Annotated in this window: 14 protein-coding genes; 4 read left to right on the top strand and 10 right to left on the bottom strand. The window is 75.7% G+C overall.

Going from position 1 to position 16,609, the window contains the following annotated elements:
- Together HKK73_RS06020 and HKK73_RS06015 are read right to left on the bottom strand one after the other, a co-directional pair.
- Window positions 1-1,077, bottom strand: a complete 1,077-nt coding sequence (locus tag HKK73_RS06020) for a hypothetical protein (protein ID WP_171467640.1) — start codon at window positions 1,075-1,077, stop codon at window positions 1-3.
- Between the two features lie 2 nt (window positions 1,078-1,079).
- On the bottom strand, window positions 1,080-2,231 hold the full coding sequence (locus tag HKK73_RS06015; RefSeq protein WP_171467639.1) for an SPFH domain-containing protein: 1,152 nt from the start codon (window positions 2,229-2,231) through the stop codon (window positions 1,080-1,082).
- Between the two features lie 246 nt (window positions 2,232-2,477).
- Between HKK73_RS06015 and HKK73_RS06010 the strand changes: the two genes are divergently transcribed.
- Window positions 2,478-3,143, top strand: a complete 666-nt coding sequence (locus HKK73_RS06010) for an NTP transferase domain-containing protein (RefSeq protein ID WP_171467638.1) — start codon at window positions 2,478-2,480, stop codon at window positions 3,141-3,143.
- Window positions 3,144-3,194: 51 nt separating this feature from the next.
- Here HKK73_RS06010 and HKK73_RS06005 read toward each other — a convergent pair whose 3' ends face one another.
- The 3 genes from HKK73_RS06005 to HKK73_RS05995 are packed head-to-tail and all read right to left on the bottom strand — an operon-like array spanning window position 3,195 to window position 8,385.
- The gene (locus HKK73_RS06005; protein WP_171467637.1) at window positions 3,195-6,254 is read right to left on the bottom strand and encodes a molybdopterin-dependent oxidoreductase; all 3,060 of its coding nucleotides are present in this window, start codon (window positions 6,252-6,254) and stop codon (window positions 3,195-3,197) included.
- Window positions 6,251-7,120, bottom strand: coding sequence for a xanthine dehydrogenase family protein subunit M (locus HKK73_RS06000; protein ID WP_171467636.1), 870 nt, complete (start codon window positions 7,118-7,120; stop codon window positions 6,251-6,253). The genes HKK73_RS06005 and HKK73_RS06000 overlap by 4 nt, the downstream gene beginning before the upstream one ends.
- A complete protein-coding gene (locus HKK73_RS05995; protein ID WP_171467635.1) occupies window positions 7,120-8,385 on the bottom strand; it encodes an XdhC family protein in 1,266 nt (421 codons plus the stop codon). Before HKK73_RS05995 ends, HKK73_RS06000 begins: the two co-directional genes overlap by 1 nt.
- A gap of 256 nt (window positions 8,386-8,641) precedes the next feature.
- Here HKK73_RS05995 and moaA point away from each other — a divergent pair, with 256 nt between their 5' ends.
- Window positions 8,642-9,748: a GTP 3',8-cyclase MoaA gene (moaA, locus tag HKK73_RS05990; RefSeq protein WP_144722415.1), complete on the top strand. Its 1,107-nt coding sequence runs from the start codon at window positions 8,642-8,644 to the stop codon at window positions 9,746-9,748.
- Between the two features lie 98 nt (window positions 9,749-9,846).
- Window positions 9,847-10,119, top strand: a complete 273-nt coding sequence (locus HKK73_RS05985) for a hypothetical protein (RefSeq protein WP_043660040.1) — start codon at window positions 9,847-9,849, stop codon at window positions 10,117-10,119.
- Between the two features lie 167 nt (window positions 10,120-10,286).
- On the opposite strand, the gene HKK73_RS05980 is transcribed toward HKK73_RS05985, so the two are convergent.
- From HKK73_RS05980 to HKK73_RS05965, 4 genes are all read right to left on the bottom strand, one after another.
- The gene (locus tag HKK73_RS05980; RefSeq protein ID WP_171467634.1) at window positions 10,287-10,736 is read right to left on the bottom strand and encodes a molybdenum cofactor biosynthesis protein MoaE; all 450 of its coding nucleotides are present in this window, start codon (window positions 10,734-10,736) and stop codon (window positions 10,287-10,289) included.
- Complete coding sequence (glp, locus tag HKK73_RS05975) at window positions 10,733-12,034, bottom strand: gephyrin-like molybdotransferase Glp (RefSeq protein ID WP_253705812.1); 1,302 nt, start codon at window positions 12,032-12,034, stop codon at window positions 10,733-10,735. The genes HKK73_RS05980 and glp overlap by 4 nt, the downstream gene beginning before the upstream one ends.
- A gap of 101 nt (window positions 12,035-12,135) precedes the next feature.
- Complete coding sequence (locus HKK73_RS05970; protein ID WP_171467632.1) at window positions 12,136-13,611, bottom strand: NCS2 family permease; 1,476 nt, start codon at window positions 13,609-13,611, stop codon at window positions 12,136-12,138.
- Window positions 13,612-13,670: 59 nt separating this feature from the next.
- Window positions 13,671-14,150, bottom strand: a complete 480-nt coding sequence (locus HKK73_RS05965; protein WP_021482997.1) for a nucleoside deaminase — start codon at window positions 14,148-14,150, stop codon at window positions 13,671-13,673.
- Between the two features lie 395 nt (window positions 14,151-14,545).
- On the opposite strand from HKK73_RS05965, the gene nhaA reads away from it, so the two are divergent.
- Entirely contained in the window at window positions 14,546-15,961 is a 1,416-nt protein-coding gene (gene nhaA, locus HKK73_RS05960) for a Na+/H+ antiporter NhaA (protein WP_051876943.1), read from the top strand.
- Window positions 15,962-16,040: 79 nt separating this feature from the next.
- Here nhaA and HKK73_RS05955 read toward each other — a convergent pair whose 3' ends face one another.
- Window positions 16,041-16,586 (bottom strand): DsbA family protein, encoded by a 546-nt coding sequence (locus HKK73_RS05955; RefSeq protein ID WP_228485261.1) that lies wholly within the window; start codon window positions 16,584-16,586, stop codon window positions 16,041-16,043.
- Window positions 16,587-16,609 lie beyond the last annotated feature (23 nt).

Here is a 16,609-nt window from a genome sequence, read left to right as displayed (position 1 = left end):
TCACGTCTGCGAGCGCAGGTACCACCAGACGAGCGCGGCGACCACGAGCAGGCCCGCGACCACCGCGAGCACGATCTTGCCGACGCTGTAGGGGCGCCGCCCGACCACCTGTCCCGTGTTCGCGTTGACCATCACCTGCCACTGCCTGCCCGCGTAGACGTACGTCGCGACCCACAACGGCAGGAGCACGAGCTTGAACATCACGTCGGCGTACGCGGTGCGGACCGACGCCACCCGCTGCTCGTCGCCACCGATGTCGCGCTCGACGTCCCGCCGGATCACCGGCGCCATCTGCTGCTGCGCCCGCTCGAGCCCGACGGGCGGCTCGACCTCGTAGCGGGCCGCCGCGAAGCCCGCGAGGTACTCGGCGCGGAAGGGCACGGCCTGCGCGAGCGGCCACGGCCCGAGCCGCGCGAGGTCGCGCTCGGCAACCTGGGACGACGCGGGCACGAGCACGTCGTCGAAGTCGCGCTCGACGTGCCCCGCGACGTGCGTCCAGCTCACGCGCCGCTCCTGGCGCTCCTCGTCCCCCTGCTTCACGGTGACGTAGTACGCGTCGCCGCGCTGGCCCGTGTACGCGGACGACGTGCGCGCGTCGAACGTCCAGTGCGGCACGTACGAGCCGTGCAGGGACTCGGTGTCGCCCACCTTCTTCAGCTCGCCCGGCGCGAACCAGCGCGAGCGCACCCACCGCCGGAACGCCTCGCGCGCCTGCGCCTGCTCGACGCCGAACGGCACGACCGCCTCCGGCTGCACGAGCCCGTCGGCCTCCGCCGCGACGACGAGGTGGCCCCCGCAGAAGCGGCACGCGACGGACAGGTCCGTGCCCTGCGTCGTCGCGCCGCAGCCGTCGCACACGAGCGTGCGCGCGTCGAGGAGACCGGCGCGCACGCCGCCCTGGGCCGCGGCCCACGCGTCGAACGAGTGCTCGTCGACGGCGTCGCCCGCGGCGTGCACGATGTCGACCGTGCCTCCGCACGCGACGCAGCGCAGGTGCTGCGTGCCCGGCGCGTACGCGAGCTGCGACCCGCATGCGTCGCAGCGCGTGCGGACCAGCTCGCCGGGGATGTCGCTCACCGTCAGCCCGCCGCCGGGTCGCCGGAGGTGCCCGTCGGGGGCAGCGGCGGCGGGGTCGCGGCGAACAGCGGCGCGAGCGCCGGGACCTGCCCGGCGGGCGTCCACGCGTCCATGCCCTGCTGCCAGACGAGCGAACCGCGCGTCAGGGCCCCGGACCGGACGTGGCCCGCGAGGTCCGCCGTCGTGCCGGGACCGGCCTGCGCGCCGTCCACGGCCCAGTACCAGGGCGACTCCGCGGCGGGCAGCGGCGGCGGGCCGGCGGGCGCCGCCGGGGTCTGCGGGGCCGACGGCGTCCCGAGGGACTGCGCGAGCTGCTGCCCCATGGCAGCCCCGAGGCCCATGCCCGCACCGAGGCCCAGGCCGTCGCCCGCTCCGCCGGGGTTCCCCGCCGCGGTCTCGATCGCGTTCGCCGCCTGGAACCTCGTGTACTGGTCGAGGTTCCCGACGACCGCCATCTGGGTGCGCTTGTCGAGCGCCGCCTCGACCTCGGGCGGGAAAGAGACGTTCTCGAGGACGAAGCGCCGGACGGCGATGCCGTACTCCGACAGGTCCTCCGAGAGCTGGCCCGCGAGGCGCGTGGCGATCTGGCCCTGGTTCGCGGCGAGGTCGACCGCCGCGACGCCGGCCTCCGCGAGCGCCGGCCCGAGCTGGCCGACCACGAGGCGGCGGAAGTAGTCGCCGATCTCGTCGGTGCGGAACTGCGGGTCGGTGCCCACGAGCTGGCGCAGCAGCGCCGCCGGGTCGACGACCTGCAGGGCGTACGTGCCGAACGCGCGCAGCCGGACCGCGCCGAGCTCCGGGTCGCGCAGGATCACCGGGTTCTGCGTGCCCCACGTGAGGTCGGTGAGCTGGCGCGTCGTGACGAAGTAGACCTCCGCCTTGAACGGCGAATTGAACCCGTGCTTCCAGCCCTGCAGCGTCGACAGGATCGGCAGGTTCTTGGTCTCGAGCGTGTACGTGCCCGGCCCGAACACGTCGGCGAGCCGGCCCTCGCTGACGAAGACGGCGCTCTGCCCCTCGCGCACGACGAGCTTCGCCTGGTTCTTGATCTCGTTGCCCTGGCGCGGGAAGCGCCAGACGATCGTGTCCCGGCTCTCGTCGAGGAACTCGACGATGTCGATCAGCTGGCCGCGCAGCTTCTCCATGAAGCTCATCCGGACTCCTTCGCTCGTCGTGCGGGACGGCCGCGGGCGGCCTGGTCGACGGGCGCGCGGCCCGCCGCGGTCGCCCCCGGCGCGCCGAGCATAGCGGCATCCCAGCCTGCCGATGAAACCGCCAAGGGTTGGTAAAACCGACTGGTCGCCGCGCGGTCGCGTGCGGCCCGACGGACCGCGGTGGCTCCCCACGCACGAGGCCGCCCGAGGAGCGACCCCGGGCTCGGCGGCACCTATCCTGGCCGGGTGCCGACCCCGCCGACGAACGCGCCCGCGACGCCCACCGTCGCCGTCCTCCTCGCGGCCGGGGCCGGGACGCGCCTCGGCCACGGGCCCAAGGCGCTGCTCCCCCACCGTGGCGGCACGCTCGTCGAGCACGCGACGGCGACCCTGCTCGCGGGCGGGTGCGACGCCGTCGTCGTGGTGCTCGGTGCCGAGGCCGCGCGCGTGCGGGCCGGGTCGTCGCTCGACGGGCCCGGGGTGCGCGTCGTCGACAACCCCGACTGGGCCACCGGGATGGCGTCGTCCCTGCGCGTCGGCGTCGCCGCCGCTCTCGGCCGCGCCCCCGCCCGGGTCGTCGTCGCGCACGTGGACCAGCCCGGCGTCGGGCCCGACGACGTCGCGCGCCTCCTCGCCGCGCACCGCCCCGGGCGCGTGACCGCGTCGCGGTGGCTCGCCGGGGGCGCCGCGGAGGACGCTGCGGGGGCGGACCGCCCTCGGTGGGCGCACCCGCTCGTCCTCGACGCCACGCTCGCGGCGCCCGCCGCCGCGAGCGCCCGCGGCGACCACGGAGCACGTGACTTCCTGCGCACCCACGCCGACCTGGTCGACGTCGTCGACCACCCCGGCGACGGCCGCGACCTCGACACCGCGGCCGACCTCGACCTCCTGGACGACCCCACGCCCCGCTGAGTGCGGGAAGCAGTCGCGCCGACCGGCGTCGGACGGGACTGCTTCCCGCACTCAGCGGGTGGAGGCGGCGGCCTTGATGCCCAGGTAGACGCGGTCGCGCGCGAGCGGGAGCTCGGTGAACCGCACGCCCGTCGCGGCGCGGATCGCGTTGGCGAGCGCGGGTGCGACGGGGTTGAACGGGCTCTCGCTCATCGACTTCGCGCCCATCGGGCCGACCGTGTCCGACGTCCGCGCGAAGTAGACCTCGCTGCGCGGGGTGTCCGCGAACGTGGGCAGGTGGTACTGGCGGAAAATGTCCGTCGTCACGCGGCCCGTCTCGTCGACCACCACGTTCTCGTAGAGCGCCGCGCCGAGGGCCTGGGCGATGCCGCCCTCGACCTGGCCGCGGCACTGGCGGGGGTTGACGACCTCCCCGGCGTCGGCGGCCTGGACGGACTGGAGGATGCGGATCTCCCCCGTCCCGCGGTGCACCGCGACGCGGAAGCCGTGGACGTTGAACGCGACCGAGCGCGGGGTGCCGCCCCAGCGGCCCTCGGCGACGAGCGCGATCCCGGCGTCGTCGGCGGCGCGCGCGACGTCGGCCAGCGGCAGCACCGTCCCGGCGCAGTCGACGCCGCCGGGCACGAGCCGGCAGTCGCCGGGCGCGGCGCCCGCGACCCCGGCCGCGACCTTGAGCACCGCCTCGGCCAGGTCCTGCGCGGCGGCGAGCGACGCCTTGCCCGCGACGACCGTGCCGGTGGACCCGAACGCCCCGGTGTCGTGCTCGACGAGGTCGGTGTCGGACTGCCGCACGACGACGTCGGCGGCGTCCTGCCCGAGCGCGCTCGCGACGAGCTGGGCGTGGACGGTCGTCGTGCCGTTGCCGAACTCGGCGGTCCCGACCTCGGCCTCGACGACCCCGTCCGGCCGCAGCCGCACGCGCGCGTGCGAGTAGTGCCCGCGGGGCGGGACGGTGTCGATCATGGACAGCGCCGTCCCCTCCCCGACGCCCCACTCCGGGCCGAGGTCCGGGAGCACGTCCGGACCCGACCCGGCGCCCGCGCCGTACGCGGCGACGTCGCGCGCCCGGCCGCGCGCGAGCGCGTCGGCGGCCAGGTCGAGGCACTGGTCGAGCCCGTAGCTGCCGTAGAGCACGTCCTCCTCGGGCGTCGGGTGCGTGGAGAGCATGGGGTCGCCGTCGCGCACGACGTTGCGGCGCCGCAGCTCGACCGGGTCCATCCCGAGCTGCCGCGCGAGCTCGTCGACCGCGGACTCGATCGCGAAGATCATCTGCGACAGCCCGTACCCGCGGAACGCGCCCGCGGGCATGGTGTTCGTGTAGACGCAGTGGGCGTCGACCTTCTTGTTGTCGCACCGGTAGACGGCGAGGGACTCGCCGCACCCGTGGAACATGACGCCCGGGCCGTGGTTCCCGTACGCCCCGGTGTTGCTGAGGACGTCGAGGTGCAGCGCCGTGAGGGTGCCGTCGCGGCGTGCGCCCGCGCGCACGCGGATGCGGAACGGGTGGCGCGTCGTCGTGCCGACGAACTGCTCGCGGCGCGTGAGCTCGAGCTGCACGGGCCGGCCGAGCCGCAGGGTCGCGAGCGCGACGACGTCCTCCGTGAGCACCTCCTGCTTGCCGCCGAACCCGCCGCCCACGCGCTCGCAGTGCACGCGCACGCGCTCCGGGTCGAGGTCGAGGACGCGCGCCAGGTGGCGGCGCGCGAGGAACGGGACCTGCGTGGACGACCGCACGACGAGCCGCCCGTCGTCGTCGAGCGACGCGACGGCGCAGTGCGTCTCGAGCGCGGCGTGCTGCACGCGGTGGGTGCGGTACGTGGCCTCGTGCACGACGTCGGCCTCCGCGAGCCCGCGCTCGACGTCGCCGAGCTCGCTGTGCACCTCGGCGACGACGTTCGCCTCCGGCCGCGAGACGCGCGCGGCGGCGGCGTCGAGCTCGGGGTGCACGAGCGGCGCCCCCGCGGCCATGGCCTCCTCCGGGTCGACGACGGCGGGCAGCGGCGCGTACTCGACGCGGACCCGACGCACCCCCTCCTCGGCGGCGGCGACGGTCTCGGCGACGACGGCCGCGACCCGCTGGCCGACGTGCCGCACGACGTCGTCGAGGATCCGCGTGTCGTCGGGGTCGTCGGTGAACAGCTCGTGCTGCGCGGTCGAGAACCGCGTCGCGGGCGCGTCCTCGTGCGTGAGGACGGCGTGCACGCCGGGCACCGCGAGCGCGTCCGTCGTGTCGATCGCGACGACGCGCGCGTGCGCGTGCGGCGACCGCACGAGCTTGAGGTGGAGCAGGCCCGGGTAGTCGGCCGGGTCCACGTCGAGCGTGTACCGCACCGTCCCGGTGACGATCCCCCGGCCCGCGGGCGCGGGCACGTCGCGCCCGAACGCCCGGCCCGCCGAGGTAGAGCCCTGGTCCCCCGAGGTAGAGCCGTGGTCCGGCGAGGTAGAGGCCCGGTCCGGCGAGGTAGAGGCCCGGTCCGCCGAGGTAGAGCCCCGGTCCGCCGAGGTAGAGCCGTGGTCCGGCGAGGTAGAGGCCCGGTCGCCGCCCGACGGCGCACGCTCGCCCGTGCCCGGCGCGGTCCCGGTCGTGTCGCCGCGCCCCAGGACCGCGTCCTCGATCGCGCGGTACCCCGTGCAGCGGCACAGGTTGCCCTTGAGGTTGCGCGGCAGGTTCTCGCGCTGCGCGTCGTCGAACGTCGCGGCGGTCATGATCATCCCGGCGGTGCAGAACCCGCACTGGAAGCCCTGCGCGTCGAGGAACTGCTGCTGCACCGGGTGCAGCGCGTCCTGCGGGCCGTGGGGGTCGTGGTCGCACGCGCCCGCCGCCTCGTCCCCGGCACCGCCCGGGCACGACGTCGCCGCGAGCCCCTCGATCGTCGTCACCTCGTGGCCCGCCGCGCGCCGCGCGGGGTAGACGCACGAGTGCACCGGGACGCCGTCGACGTGCACGGTGCACGCGCCGCAGTCGCCGCCGTCGCACCCCTTCTTCACGCCGAGCGCGCCCTGCTCGCGCAGGTACGTGCGCAGGCACTGGCCCGCGCGGGGCTCGTTGCGGGCGGTGCGGCCGTCGATCGTCACCGGCGGGGCCGGGAGCGGGGCGGGCGTCGTCGTCATCGGAGGCCTCCGTCCGAGGTCGTGCCGTCGACGAGCTCCGCGCGGATCTGCTCGCCGAGGCGGTAGGTCATGTCCCGGCGCCACTCGGGCAGCCCGTGGATGTCGTCGTGGTAGAGGTCGGCGGGGATCGCGGCGTCGAGCGTGGCGACGAGGTCGGCGGCGGTGGGCAGCGCGTCCGCCGCGAAGCGGAGCTGCACGGGCCGGCGCGTCGAGGCGGTGACCGTGAGGACGAAGGCGCCCCCGGCGTCGGGCGGGTCGACCCGCCCCACGAGCAGCACGCCGGAGCGCCCGAGGTTCGACAGGGACAGGCGGCGGAACGCCGTGCGCGAGCGCAGCGCGTGGTCCGGCAGACGGATCGCGCGCAGGAGCTCCCCGGGCCCGAGCGTGTTGCGCAGCTCGCCCGTGACGAGGTCGACGACGGGCTGCTCCCGCCGGGTCCCGCCCGGCCCCCAGACCTCCGCGACGCCGTCGAGCGCCGCGGTGAGCGAGATCATCGGCCCGGCCGGCAGGGAGGTGCAGACGTTGCCCCCGACGGTCGACGTGTTCCAGATCTTGAACGACGCGACGAAGCTGTCGCAGCACGGCCGCACGAGGTCCAGCGCGCGCCACCGGTCGCGCACGGGCTCGGCCTGCGCGCTCTCCTCGAACGCCCACAGCTCGGCGACGGTGCACGTCGCGGCGATCTCGAGACCCTCGTCGGTGACGGTCAGCGCGGGCCACCCCGCGCTCGTCAGGTCGAGCAGGCGCCGGAGCGTCTCGCTGCCGTAGGAGAACAGGACGGTCCCGCCCGCGAGCCACGCGTCGCCCTCGCGCCAGTCGGCGGGGTCGGCGGTCGGGACGAGGTCGGTGACGGTGCCCAGGTCCATCAGGGGGCCTCCTCGGGGTGGGGGCGGTGCGTCGGTGCACCGTCCGGTCGTGCTGCGGGCTCCGCGTGGAGCGGGCCCGAGCTGCTGCTGAGCGGGACGACGGCGGAGCGCCCGTGCCGGGTGGCGACGAGCTCCGCGGTGATGGAGACGGCGACCTCCTCCGGCGTGACGGCGCCGAGGTCGAGCCCGATGGGCGACCGCAGGCGCGCGAGAGCGGCCACGCCCACGCCCTCGGCCCGCAGCGCGGCGACGCGCTGGGCGTGCGAGCGGCGCGAGCCCATCGCGCCGACGTACGCGAGCGGCAGGTCCAGCGCGAGCCGCAGGAGCGGCACGTCGAACTTCGCGTCGTGGGTGAGGACGGCGACGGCGGTCCGTGCGTCGAGCCGGCCCGCGGCGGCCTCGGCGGCGAGGTAGCGGTCGGGCCACTCGACGACGACCTCCGCCTCGGGGAAGCGGCGCGGGTCGGCGAACACCTCGCGCGCGTCGACGAGCGTCACGCGGTAGCCGAGGAGCCGGACGTGCCGCACGAGCGCGCCCGCGAAGTCGTTGGCCCCGCACACGAGGAAGCGCGGCGCGGGCAGCCGCGTCTCGACGAGCAGCGTGACGGGCTCGGCCGCGTCGCACGCGTCGCCGGCGGCTCCTCCTGCCGGGGCCGGTGCGGCGGCGCGCCCCGCCGACGGCGACGCGCCCGGGCCGCCGTGCGCCGCGTGCACGGTCGCCGTGCCGCCCGCGCGCAGCACCGCCACGACCTGCGCCGCGGCGGCGGCCAGGCTGTCGGGCCCGACGAGACCGCGCAGCGCCCGGGCGACCGCTGCCTCGTCGGCGGCGCCCGGGTCGTCCACGACGACGGCCGTGCGCGCGCCGCCGTCGATGCGGCGGACGAGCGCCACGGGCGGGGCGGGCTCGGCTCGCGCCGCGAGCGCGTGCAGGGCGCGCGTCGCGTCGTCGTCGGGGAGCACGGGCTGGACGTGGACGTCGAGCGTCCCGCCGCAGCTCAGCCCGACGGCGAACGCGTCGTCGTCGCTGTACCCGAACGTCTCGCGGTGGCTCGTGCCGGACGCGATCGCGTCGAGCGCTGCGGCGTGGACAGCGCCCTCGACGCACCCGCCGGACAGGCTGCCGAGCACGGCGCCGTCGGCGCGGACCGCCATCGCGGTGCCGACCGGGCGCGGCACGGACCCCGACGCGGCGACCACCGTCGCCACGGCGAAGGGCGGCTGCCCCGGACCGAGCCAGGGGGCGAGCCGGTCGACGATGTGGAGCATCGTGGCCTCGCTTCCGCAGGGTGCCGGCGTACCGGCGTCCTTCCAGTGAACCCTTGCGGTGAGTCCCCTGCGTGTCCTGGCCCGCGTCCGCTGTGACGCGCCCGAAACACAGGGCTTGAATCCGCCGTGGACCCCCTCCGACTCACGGAGAGAAGTTCCGTCTGATGGAATTGCAGTTCCATTCAACGGACTCCACGCTAGCACGCGGTGAGGCGCAGGTCACCGTCCTGGCGGGAGGGACGACTACGATCGGCCCATGACCGCCGTCTCGCTCGGGATGCCCAGGGTGCGGCCCGCCGTGCCCTCCGGCGCCCCGGACGACCTGGACCCGGCCCGCCCGGCGACCGACGCGCTCGTCGACCGGTACGGCCGCGTGGCGCGCGACCTGCGCATCTCCATCACCGAGAAGTGCTCGCTGCGGTGCACGTACTGCATGCCCGCCGAAGGGCTGCCCGCGATCCCCCGCGAGGACCTGCTCACGCCCGACGAGATCGGCCGGGTCGTGCGGGTCGCGGTGGAGCGGCTCGGCATCACCGACGTCCGGTTCACCGGCGGCGAGCCGCTCCTGCGGAACGACCTCGCCGACATCCTGCGCGCCGCGCGCGCCGCCGCGCCGGACGTGTCCCTCTCGCTGACGACCAACGCGATCGGCCTCGACAAGCGCGTCCGCGGGCTCGTCGACGCCGGGCTCGACCGCGTGAACATCTCCCTCGACTCGGTCGACCGCGCGCACTTCGCGCGCCTCACGCGGCGCGACCGCCTCCCCGACGTGCTCGCCGGGATCCGCGCCGCGCTCGACGCCGGCCTCGCCCCGGTGAAGCTCAACGCGGTCCTCATGCCCGAGACGCTGGCGGGCGCGGCCGACCTCCTCGCGTGGGCCGTCGAGCACGGCTGCCACCTGCGGTTCATCGAGCAGATGCCGCTCGACGCCGACGGGCGCTGGACGCGCGACGACCTCGTGTCGGCGACGGACCTCCTGGCCGTGCTGGGCACCCGCTTCGACCTGCACGAGGTCGGGCGCGACGACCCGTCGGCGCCCGCCGAGGAGTGGCTCGTGGACGGCGGGCCCCAGACGGTCGGCGTCATCGCCTCCGTCACGCGCTCGTTCTGCGGCGCGTGCGACCGTACCCGGCTCACCGCCGAGGGCACCGTGCGCTCGTGCCTGTTCGGCGACGACGAGACCGACCTGCGCGCGATCCTGCGCTCGGCGGACCTCGCCGAGGACGAGCGCGACGACGCCCTCGCCCGCGCGTGGCAGGGCGCGATGTGGCGCAAGCCGCTCGCGCACGGCAGCGACGCCCCGACCCTCGCCGCCGACGCCTTCGCGGCGACGACCCGCAGCATGGGCGCGATCGGCGGCTGAGGCGGGCGCCCGGCGGTGGCGCAGATCATAGGGTGAAGCCGGTCACCTCGGGGCATCAGCCCAGGTCAGAGCCGCCGTCTCTTCCTACCATGGATGTCGTGACGACGATCTCTCCTGCACCCACCAACCGCCCCTCCTCCTCGATCTCCGGCGCGTCCTCGACGACCCCGGACAACAGCGCGTCCGCGCTCCCGATCTACCGCACCGACGAGCGGTCCGCCGCCTGGAAGGCCGGCACCAAGAGCGTCCTGGGCGCGGCCGTCGGCGCCGTCGTCGGGGTCGTCGTGCTCAGCTGGTTCGGCCTCGTCCTCGGCACCGCCGTCGGCCTCGGCATCGGCATGCTGCTCGACAACCGCCCCGCCGAGCGCTGACCCGACCCACTCCCCTCCCGGCCAGCACGGCCGGCTCCCCGCCCGACATCGTCGTCGCCCGGCGGATCAGAAGGAACTCACGAGAGGCGAGAAGTGGCCCCTCCCCGGCTCCGGCCGGGGGCCACTTCTCGCCTCTCGTCGTCTCGCGGGCGGTCCACGGACGCGTCCTACAGCCCGACCCACTCCGAGACGCCGTCGTCGAAGTGCTGGCGCTTCCAGATCGGCACCTCGGCCTTGATGCGCTCGACGAGCAGCGAGCAGGCCTCGAACGCCTCCCGGCGGTGGCCCGCGGCGGCCGCCGCGACGAGCGCGACGTCGCCGATCCCCAGGCTGCCGTACCGGTGGACCGCGGCGACCCGCAGCCCCGTCTCGGCCGCCACGTCCGCGACGCAGCGCCGGATCACGGCCGTGGCGTCGGGGTGCGCCTCGTAGTCGAGCCGCGTCACGCCCCGGCCGCCGTCGACGTCGCGGACCACGCCGCGGAACGTCACGACGGCCCCGCACTCGGGGCCCCCGACGGCGTCCTCGACCGCGCGCGACACGGCGTCGTCGAGCACGTCCGTCGTCACGCGGCTGGGGTCCGTGGGCGGCGCGCCGTCGTCCGTCGTCTGCGTCACAGCTCCCGCACCTCCACCTCGGTCCCGGCGGCCCACTCTGTCACGTCTGCCGGGACGTCCACGAGCACGTCCGCGCGCGCCATCGACGCGACCAGGTGGGAGCCCGCTCCCCCGACGACGCGCACCGTGCCCCCGGGGCCGGTCGCGCCTCGCAGGAGCTGCCGCTTGCCCGCGGGCGACGTCAGCGGCTCGGCGAGCACCGCCGTGCGCACGCGCTCGACGCCGGGCAGCCCCGCGGCCCGCTCGAGCGGCTCGCGCAGGAACATCGCGAACGACACCTGCGCGCTCACCGGGTTGCCCGGGAACGTGAGCACGGGCGTCCCGTGCACGGTGCCGAACCCCTGCGGCCCGCCCGGCTGCATCGCGACGGAGCGGAACGTCACGTCCGACGACGCACCGCCGCCGAGGACGTCCTTGACCACCTCGTACGCGCCCTGCGACACGCCTCCCGACGTCACGACGAGGTCCGCGACCGCAGCGGCCTCGGCGAGCACGGCGGCGAACCGCTCGGCGTCGTCGCCGCACCGGGCCGTGAGCACCACGTCGCCGCCCGCGCGCCGCACGGCGGCGCCGAGCGCGTCGGCGTTGGCGTCGAAGACCTGGCCGGCCCCCGGGGTCTCCCCCGGGCCGACGAGCTCCGACCCCGTCGACAGGACCGCGACCCGCGGCCGCGCGACGACCCGGACGCGCCCGACCCCGCACGCCGCGGCGGCCGCGAGGTGGTGCGGCGCGAGGACGGTCCCGTCGGTCAGCAGGACGTCGCCCGGGCGGACGTCGGAGCCCGCCTCGCGCACGAAGTCGCCCGCCGCCCGCGGCACCCGGACCTCGACGGCCCCCGGGTCGGCCGGCGCCGTGGAGGCCTGTCCGGCCGCCGGGTCGTTGGCGCCCTCCTGCGCAGGGCCCGCGGGCGGGCGGGCGAACGTCCCGGTCGCGGTGTCCTCGACGGGCACGACGGCGTCCGCCCCCTCGGGCACGGGCGCGCCCGTCATGATGCGGGCCGCCGTACCCGGCGCGAGCCGGGGCGGGGCGCCCGGCGCCGCCGCGATCTCGGCGACCACGGCCAGCCGGACGGGGGCCTCCGTCCGCGCGCCGGCGACGTCCGCGGCGCGGACGGCGTACCCGTCCATCTGCGCGTTGCGGAACAGCGGGACGGCGACGGGCGCGACGAGGTCCCCCGCGAGAACCCGGCCGAGCGCGTCGGCGAGGTCGACGTCCTGGGTGCGGGCGCGGCGTCGGGCCGCGTCCACGAGGGGGGCGAGGAGGGCCGCGACGTCCGCGCGGTGCTCGTCGACGCTCACCCGTGCTGTTCTTGCCATGCCTCGCCCTTCCCGCTCCCCGCACGCCGACGGGCCACCCCCAGGAGCGGGCGACCCGTCGGCCGTGCGGTCGATGTCGAGGCTCAGCCTCCCACGGCCGCGGTGAGCGGACCGCGCACGAAGTACACGACGAACCCGGCCGCGACCACCCACAGCAGCGGGTGGACGTCGCGCGCCCTCCCGCACGCGGTCCGCAGCAGGACCCACGTGACGAACCCGATGCCGATGCCGTTCGCGATCGAGTACGTGAGCGGCATCGTCACGATCGTGAGGAACACCGGCAGCGTCACCGTGAAGTCGGTGAGGTCGATCTCCTTGATCTGGCCCATCATCATCGCGCCCACGACGACGAGCACCGCGCTCGCGACCTCGATCGGCACCACCGCCGTGAGCGGCGTGAGGAACATCGCGACGAGGAAGAGCCCGCCCGTGACGACCGAGGCGAGGCCCGTCCGCGCCCCCTCGCCCACGCCCGCCGCCGAGTCGACGAACACCGTGTTCGACGACGACGACGTGGCGCCGCCCACGACCGCCCCCACGCCCTCGACGACGAGCGCCGACTTGATGCGCGGGAAGTTGCCGTCCGCGTCGGCGAGGCCGCCCTGCTTGGCGAGCCCCGTCATCGTGCCCATCGCGTCGAAGAAGTTCGTGAAGAACAGCGTGAACACGAGCATCGTCGCCGCGAGCGCCCCGATCCGGTCGAACGCGCCGAACGAGAGCTGCCCGAACAGGCTGAGGTCGGGCACCGAGACGAGCGAGCTCGGCAGGGCGGGCACGGTGAGGTGCCAGCCGCCGGGGTTCGTCTCCGACGCCCGGCCGAGGTGCAGCACGGACTCGGCGACGATCGCGACGACGGTCGTCGCGACGAGCCCGATGAGCAGCCCGCCCTTGACCTTGCGCGCCACGAGGACGCCCATGGTGAGCAGCCCGACGACGAACACGAGCGTCGGGACCGAGGTGATCGACCCGCCGTCGCCGAGCTGGACCGGCGGCCCGCCCGGGGTGCGCGTGACGAACCCGGCGTCGACGAACCCGATGAACGCGATGAACAGGCCGATGCCGACCGTGATCGCGGCCTTGAGCTGGCGCGGGACGGCGTTGAAGATCGCCGACCGCGCGCCCGTCACGGCGAGCAGCACGATGAGCAGGCCGTTGACGAGCACGAGCCCCATCGCCTCGGGCCACGTCACGTCGCCGATGACGGCGACGGCGAGGAACGAGTTGATGCCCAGCCCGGCCGCGAGCGCGAACGGGAGGTTCGCGACGAGCCCGAACAGGATGGTCAGACCACCGGCGGCGAGGCCGGTCATCGCGCCGACCTGCGCCGTCTGGAGCCACCCGCCCGCGACGTCGACGGGCGCGTTCTCGGCGCTCGTCCCGCCGAGGATGAGGGGGTTGAGGATGACGATGTACGCCATCGCGAAGAAGGTCACCAGCCCGCCGCGGAGCTCGCGCCCGGTGGTCGAGCCGCGCTCGGTGATCCGGAAGAAGCGGTCGAGCCGGCCGGGGGCCCGTCCGGTGCCGCGTGCGTCGTCGTTCCCGGCGGTCTCCCGCCGCATGCCGAGGAGAGTCACGTCCTTGTGCCCTTTCCTGAGGTACCGACCTGCCGCGCGGCCGGTCAGTACTCGACCCGGGACTCGAGGGCGCGCCAGGCGTCGAACGGCGCGGTGGCGGTGGCCGTGCGCTCGTGCACGACCTGCATGACCCGGTCGGCCGGGTCCGCGTCGAAGAAGTCGTAGAAGGCGGCGTCGTCGAAGCCGGCGCGCGCGGCGTCGTACCGGTCGGCGGCGTAGTGGACGGCGTGCACGCGCGCCCAGAGGGCGGACGCGAGGCACATGGGGCACGGCTCGCAGCTCGAGTAGAGCGTCGCGCCCGTGAGGTCGAAGGTGCCGAGCGCGGCGCACGCGCGCCGGATCGCGGTGACCTCGGCGTGCGCGGTCGGGTCGTTGTCCTGCGTGACCCGGTTGTTGCCCTCGAACACCTGCCCGTCGGCGGTGACGACGACGGCGCCGAAGGGTCCTCCGGCGTGCGCGACGCTGTCGACCGCGAGGGCGACGGCTCGGTCCAGGTGTGCGGTGTCCACGACAAGAGTGTCCATGGTGAGTCTCCACGGTTCGGGCAGCGACGCCGGGTGCTCCGCCTCCGGCGTCCGGGCTCGTCGGTGAGCCGGGAGGAGGCGGCCGGCGGGCCGCTGCAGGCGAGTTGTCACGTCCGCCTGGTAGGTAGCTGCCGGTGTCGGATCGAACGTGTCGACCACCGAGCGTGTCGCTCGGCCCGGGCCCGCCGTTGGCACGCTCGACGCTAGCAGCGCGTGACGGACGCCACAAGAGTTTCGGAAGAACTTTTCCACCATGTGGACGGGGATGCTCGCGGCTTCGCGCCCACGGCGCTCCTGCGAGGCCTGTTGCGGAAGGATCTGCCGCCCGGAAGAGTTGTCCCAGCGCAGGTCCGACGCCCGGGGCGTCGCCCCGTCCCGACCCACCCGGAGGCCCAGTGACCGAGCCCGCTCCGCCGTCGTCCCTCCCCGTCGTCCGCGTCCCCGCCCGGCCGGGCCCGCCGCTGCGCTTCCAGCTCCGCCCCGTGGCGCCGTCGCTGCGCTCGTTCCTCGCGACGGAGGCGGGCGGCGCCGTCCTGCTCCTCGCCGCGACGGTCGTCGCGCTCGTGTGGGCGAACTCCGCGTGGTCGGGCGCCTACGACGCGCTCTGGTCCACGGAGGCGGGCTGGCGCGTCGGGCCGTGGGCGTTCGAGATGGACCTGCACCACTGGGTCAACGACGCCGCGATGGCCGTGTTCTTCCTCGTCATCGGCCTGGAGATCAACCGCGAGGTCACGAGCGGCGAGCTCCGCAACCGCCGCACCGTCGCCGTCCCGGCGCTGGGCGCGCTGGGCGGCCTCGCGGTCCCCGCGCTCATCTACGTCGCGTTCAACGCCGGGTCTCCCGCGGAGCACGGGTGGGGCATCGTCATGTCGACGGACACCGCGTTCCTCGTGGGCATCCTCGCCCTGTTCGGGCCGCGCTGCCCCGACCAGCTCCGGCTCTTCCTCCTCACGCTCGCCGTCGTCGACGACATCGGCGCCATCACCGTCATGGCGCTCTTCTACACCGACGACCTCTGGCTCCCGGGCCTCCTCGTCGCCGCCGTGCTCGTCGTCGTGATCCTCGTGCTGCGCTGGCTCGGCGTCTGGCGCCTCGCGCCGTACGCGCTCGCCGGGATCGCGCTGTGGGGCGCGGTCTACGCGTCGGGCGTGCACGCGACGCTCGCGGGGGTGCTCGTGGGCCTGCTCGTGCCGTCGCGCTCGTCGCGGCCCGTGGACGTCGCCGTCGTGCCGAAGTACGCCAAGCGGCTCGCGCAGGAGACGACGGCGGAGCGCGAGCACCTCACCGAGCTCGCGGCGCGCGCGGCCGTGCCCACGAGCGAGCGCCTCCAGCGCGTGCTGCACCCGTGGAGCGCGTACGTCGTCGTGCCCGTCTTCGGCCTCGCGAACGCGGGCGTGCAGCTCGACGGCGAGTCGCTGCGCGCGGCGGCCACGTCGCCCGTGACGATCGGCGTCGCCGTCGCGCTCGTCGTGGGCAACGCCGTCGGCATCTTCGGGGCCGCGACCTTAGCCCTGCGCCTCGGCCTCGGCGACCTCCCGGGGCGGGTGCGGTACTCCCACCTGCTCGGCGGGGCGATCCTCGCCGGCATCGGGTTCACCATCTCGCTCTTCATCGCCGAGCTCGCGTTCGATGACGAGGCGCTCGTCGAGCAGGCCAAGATCGGCATCCTCGCGGGCTCGCTCGTCGCCGCCGTGCTCGGCTCCGTGGCGCTCCGGCTGTTCGGCGAGCGCTGGCCTCTGTGCTCGCCTGGCGCGGACGGCCCGCCGCCCGAGCTCCCGCCGCTCCCCTGGCACCCGCCCGCGACCACGTGACCGCGCGCCCGAGCGCACGACACGGCACCCCACGGGTACGAGTGTGGGCGACGCCCGGGCGCCCCGACCCGCGAGCGCCCTACGGCCGCGCGGCGGCGGCGACGGCGGCCCGCAGGCCCTCCGCGGTGACGCGCCCGCGGTAGCGGACGCCGTCGACGAAGAGCGTCGGCGTGCCCTGCACGCCGACCGCGAGCGCGTCGGCGTAGTCGCGCTGCACCGGCGCGGCGTACCGCTGGGCCGCGTCCCCGACGACCGACGCGCCGTCGAGGCCGAGCTCCTCGGCCCGCTCGGCGAGCCCGGCCTCGCCGAGCTGGTCCTGGTGCGCGAACAGCGCGGCCTGCATCTCCCAGAACCGACCCTGCGCGGCGGCCGCCTCGACGGCGAGCGCGGCCGACAGCGCGTGCGGGTGGATCTCGAACAGCGGGAAGTGGCGGAACACGAGACGCACCCGGCCGCCGGAGGACTCGACGACCTGCCGCAGCACCGGGGCGGCGGCGGCGCAGTACGGGCACTCGAGGTCGCCGAACTCGACGATGGTGACGGGCGCGGCCGGGTCCCCGAGGACGTGCGCGTCGGCGGGGACGAGCTGCTCGGCCGGGACGCGGTCGGGGGTCTGCTCGCTCACGCTGCCCAGCATGGCACGCGGCC

This window comes from Cellulosimicrobium sp. 72-3, from assembly GCF_013127315.1.
Classification (GTDB): domain Bacteria; phylum Actinomycetota; class Actinomycetes; order Actinomycetales; family Cellulomonadaceae; genus Cellulosimicrobium; species Cellulosimicrobium funkei.
This window is presented reverse-complemented; position numbering and strand designations above follow the sequence as displayed.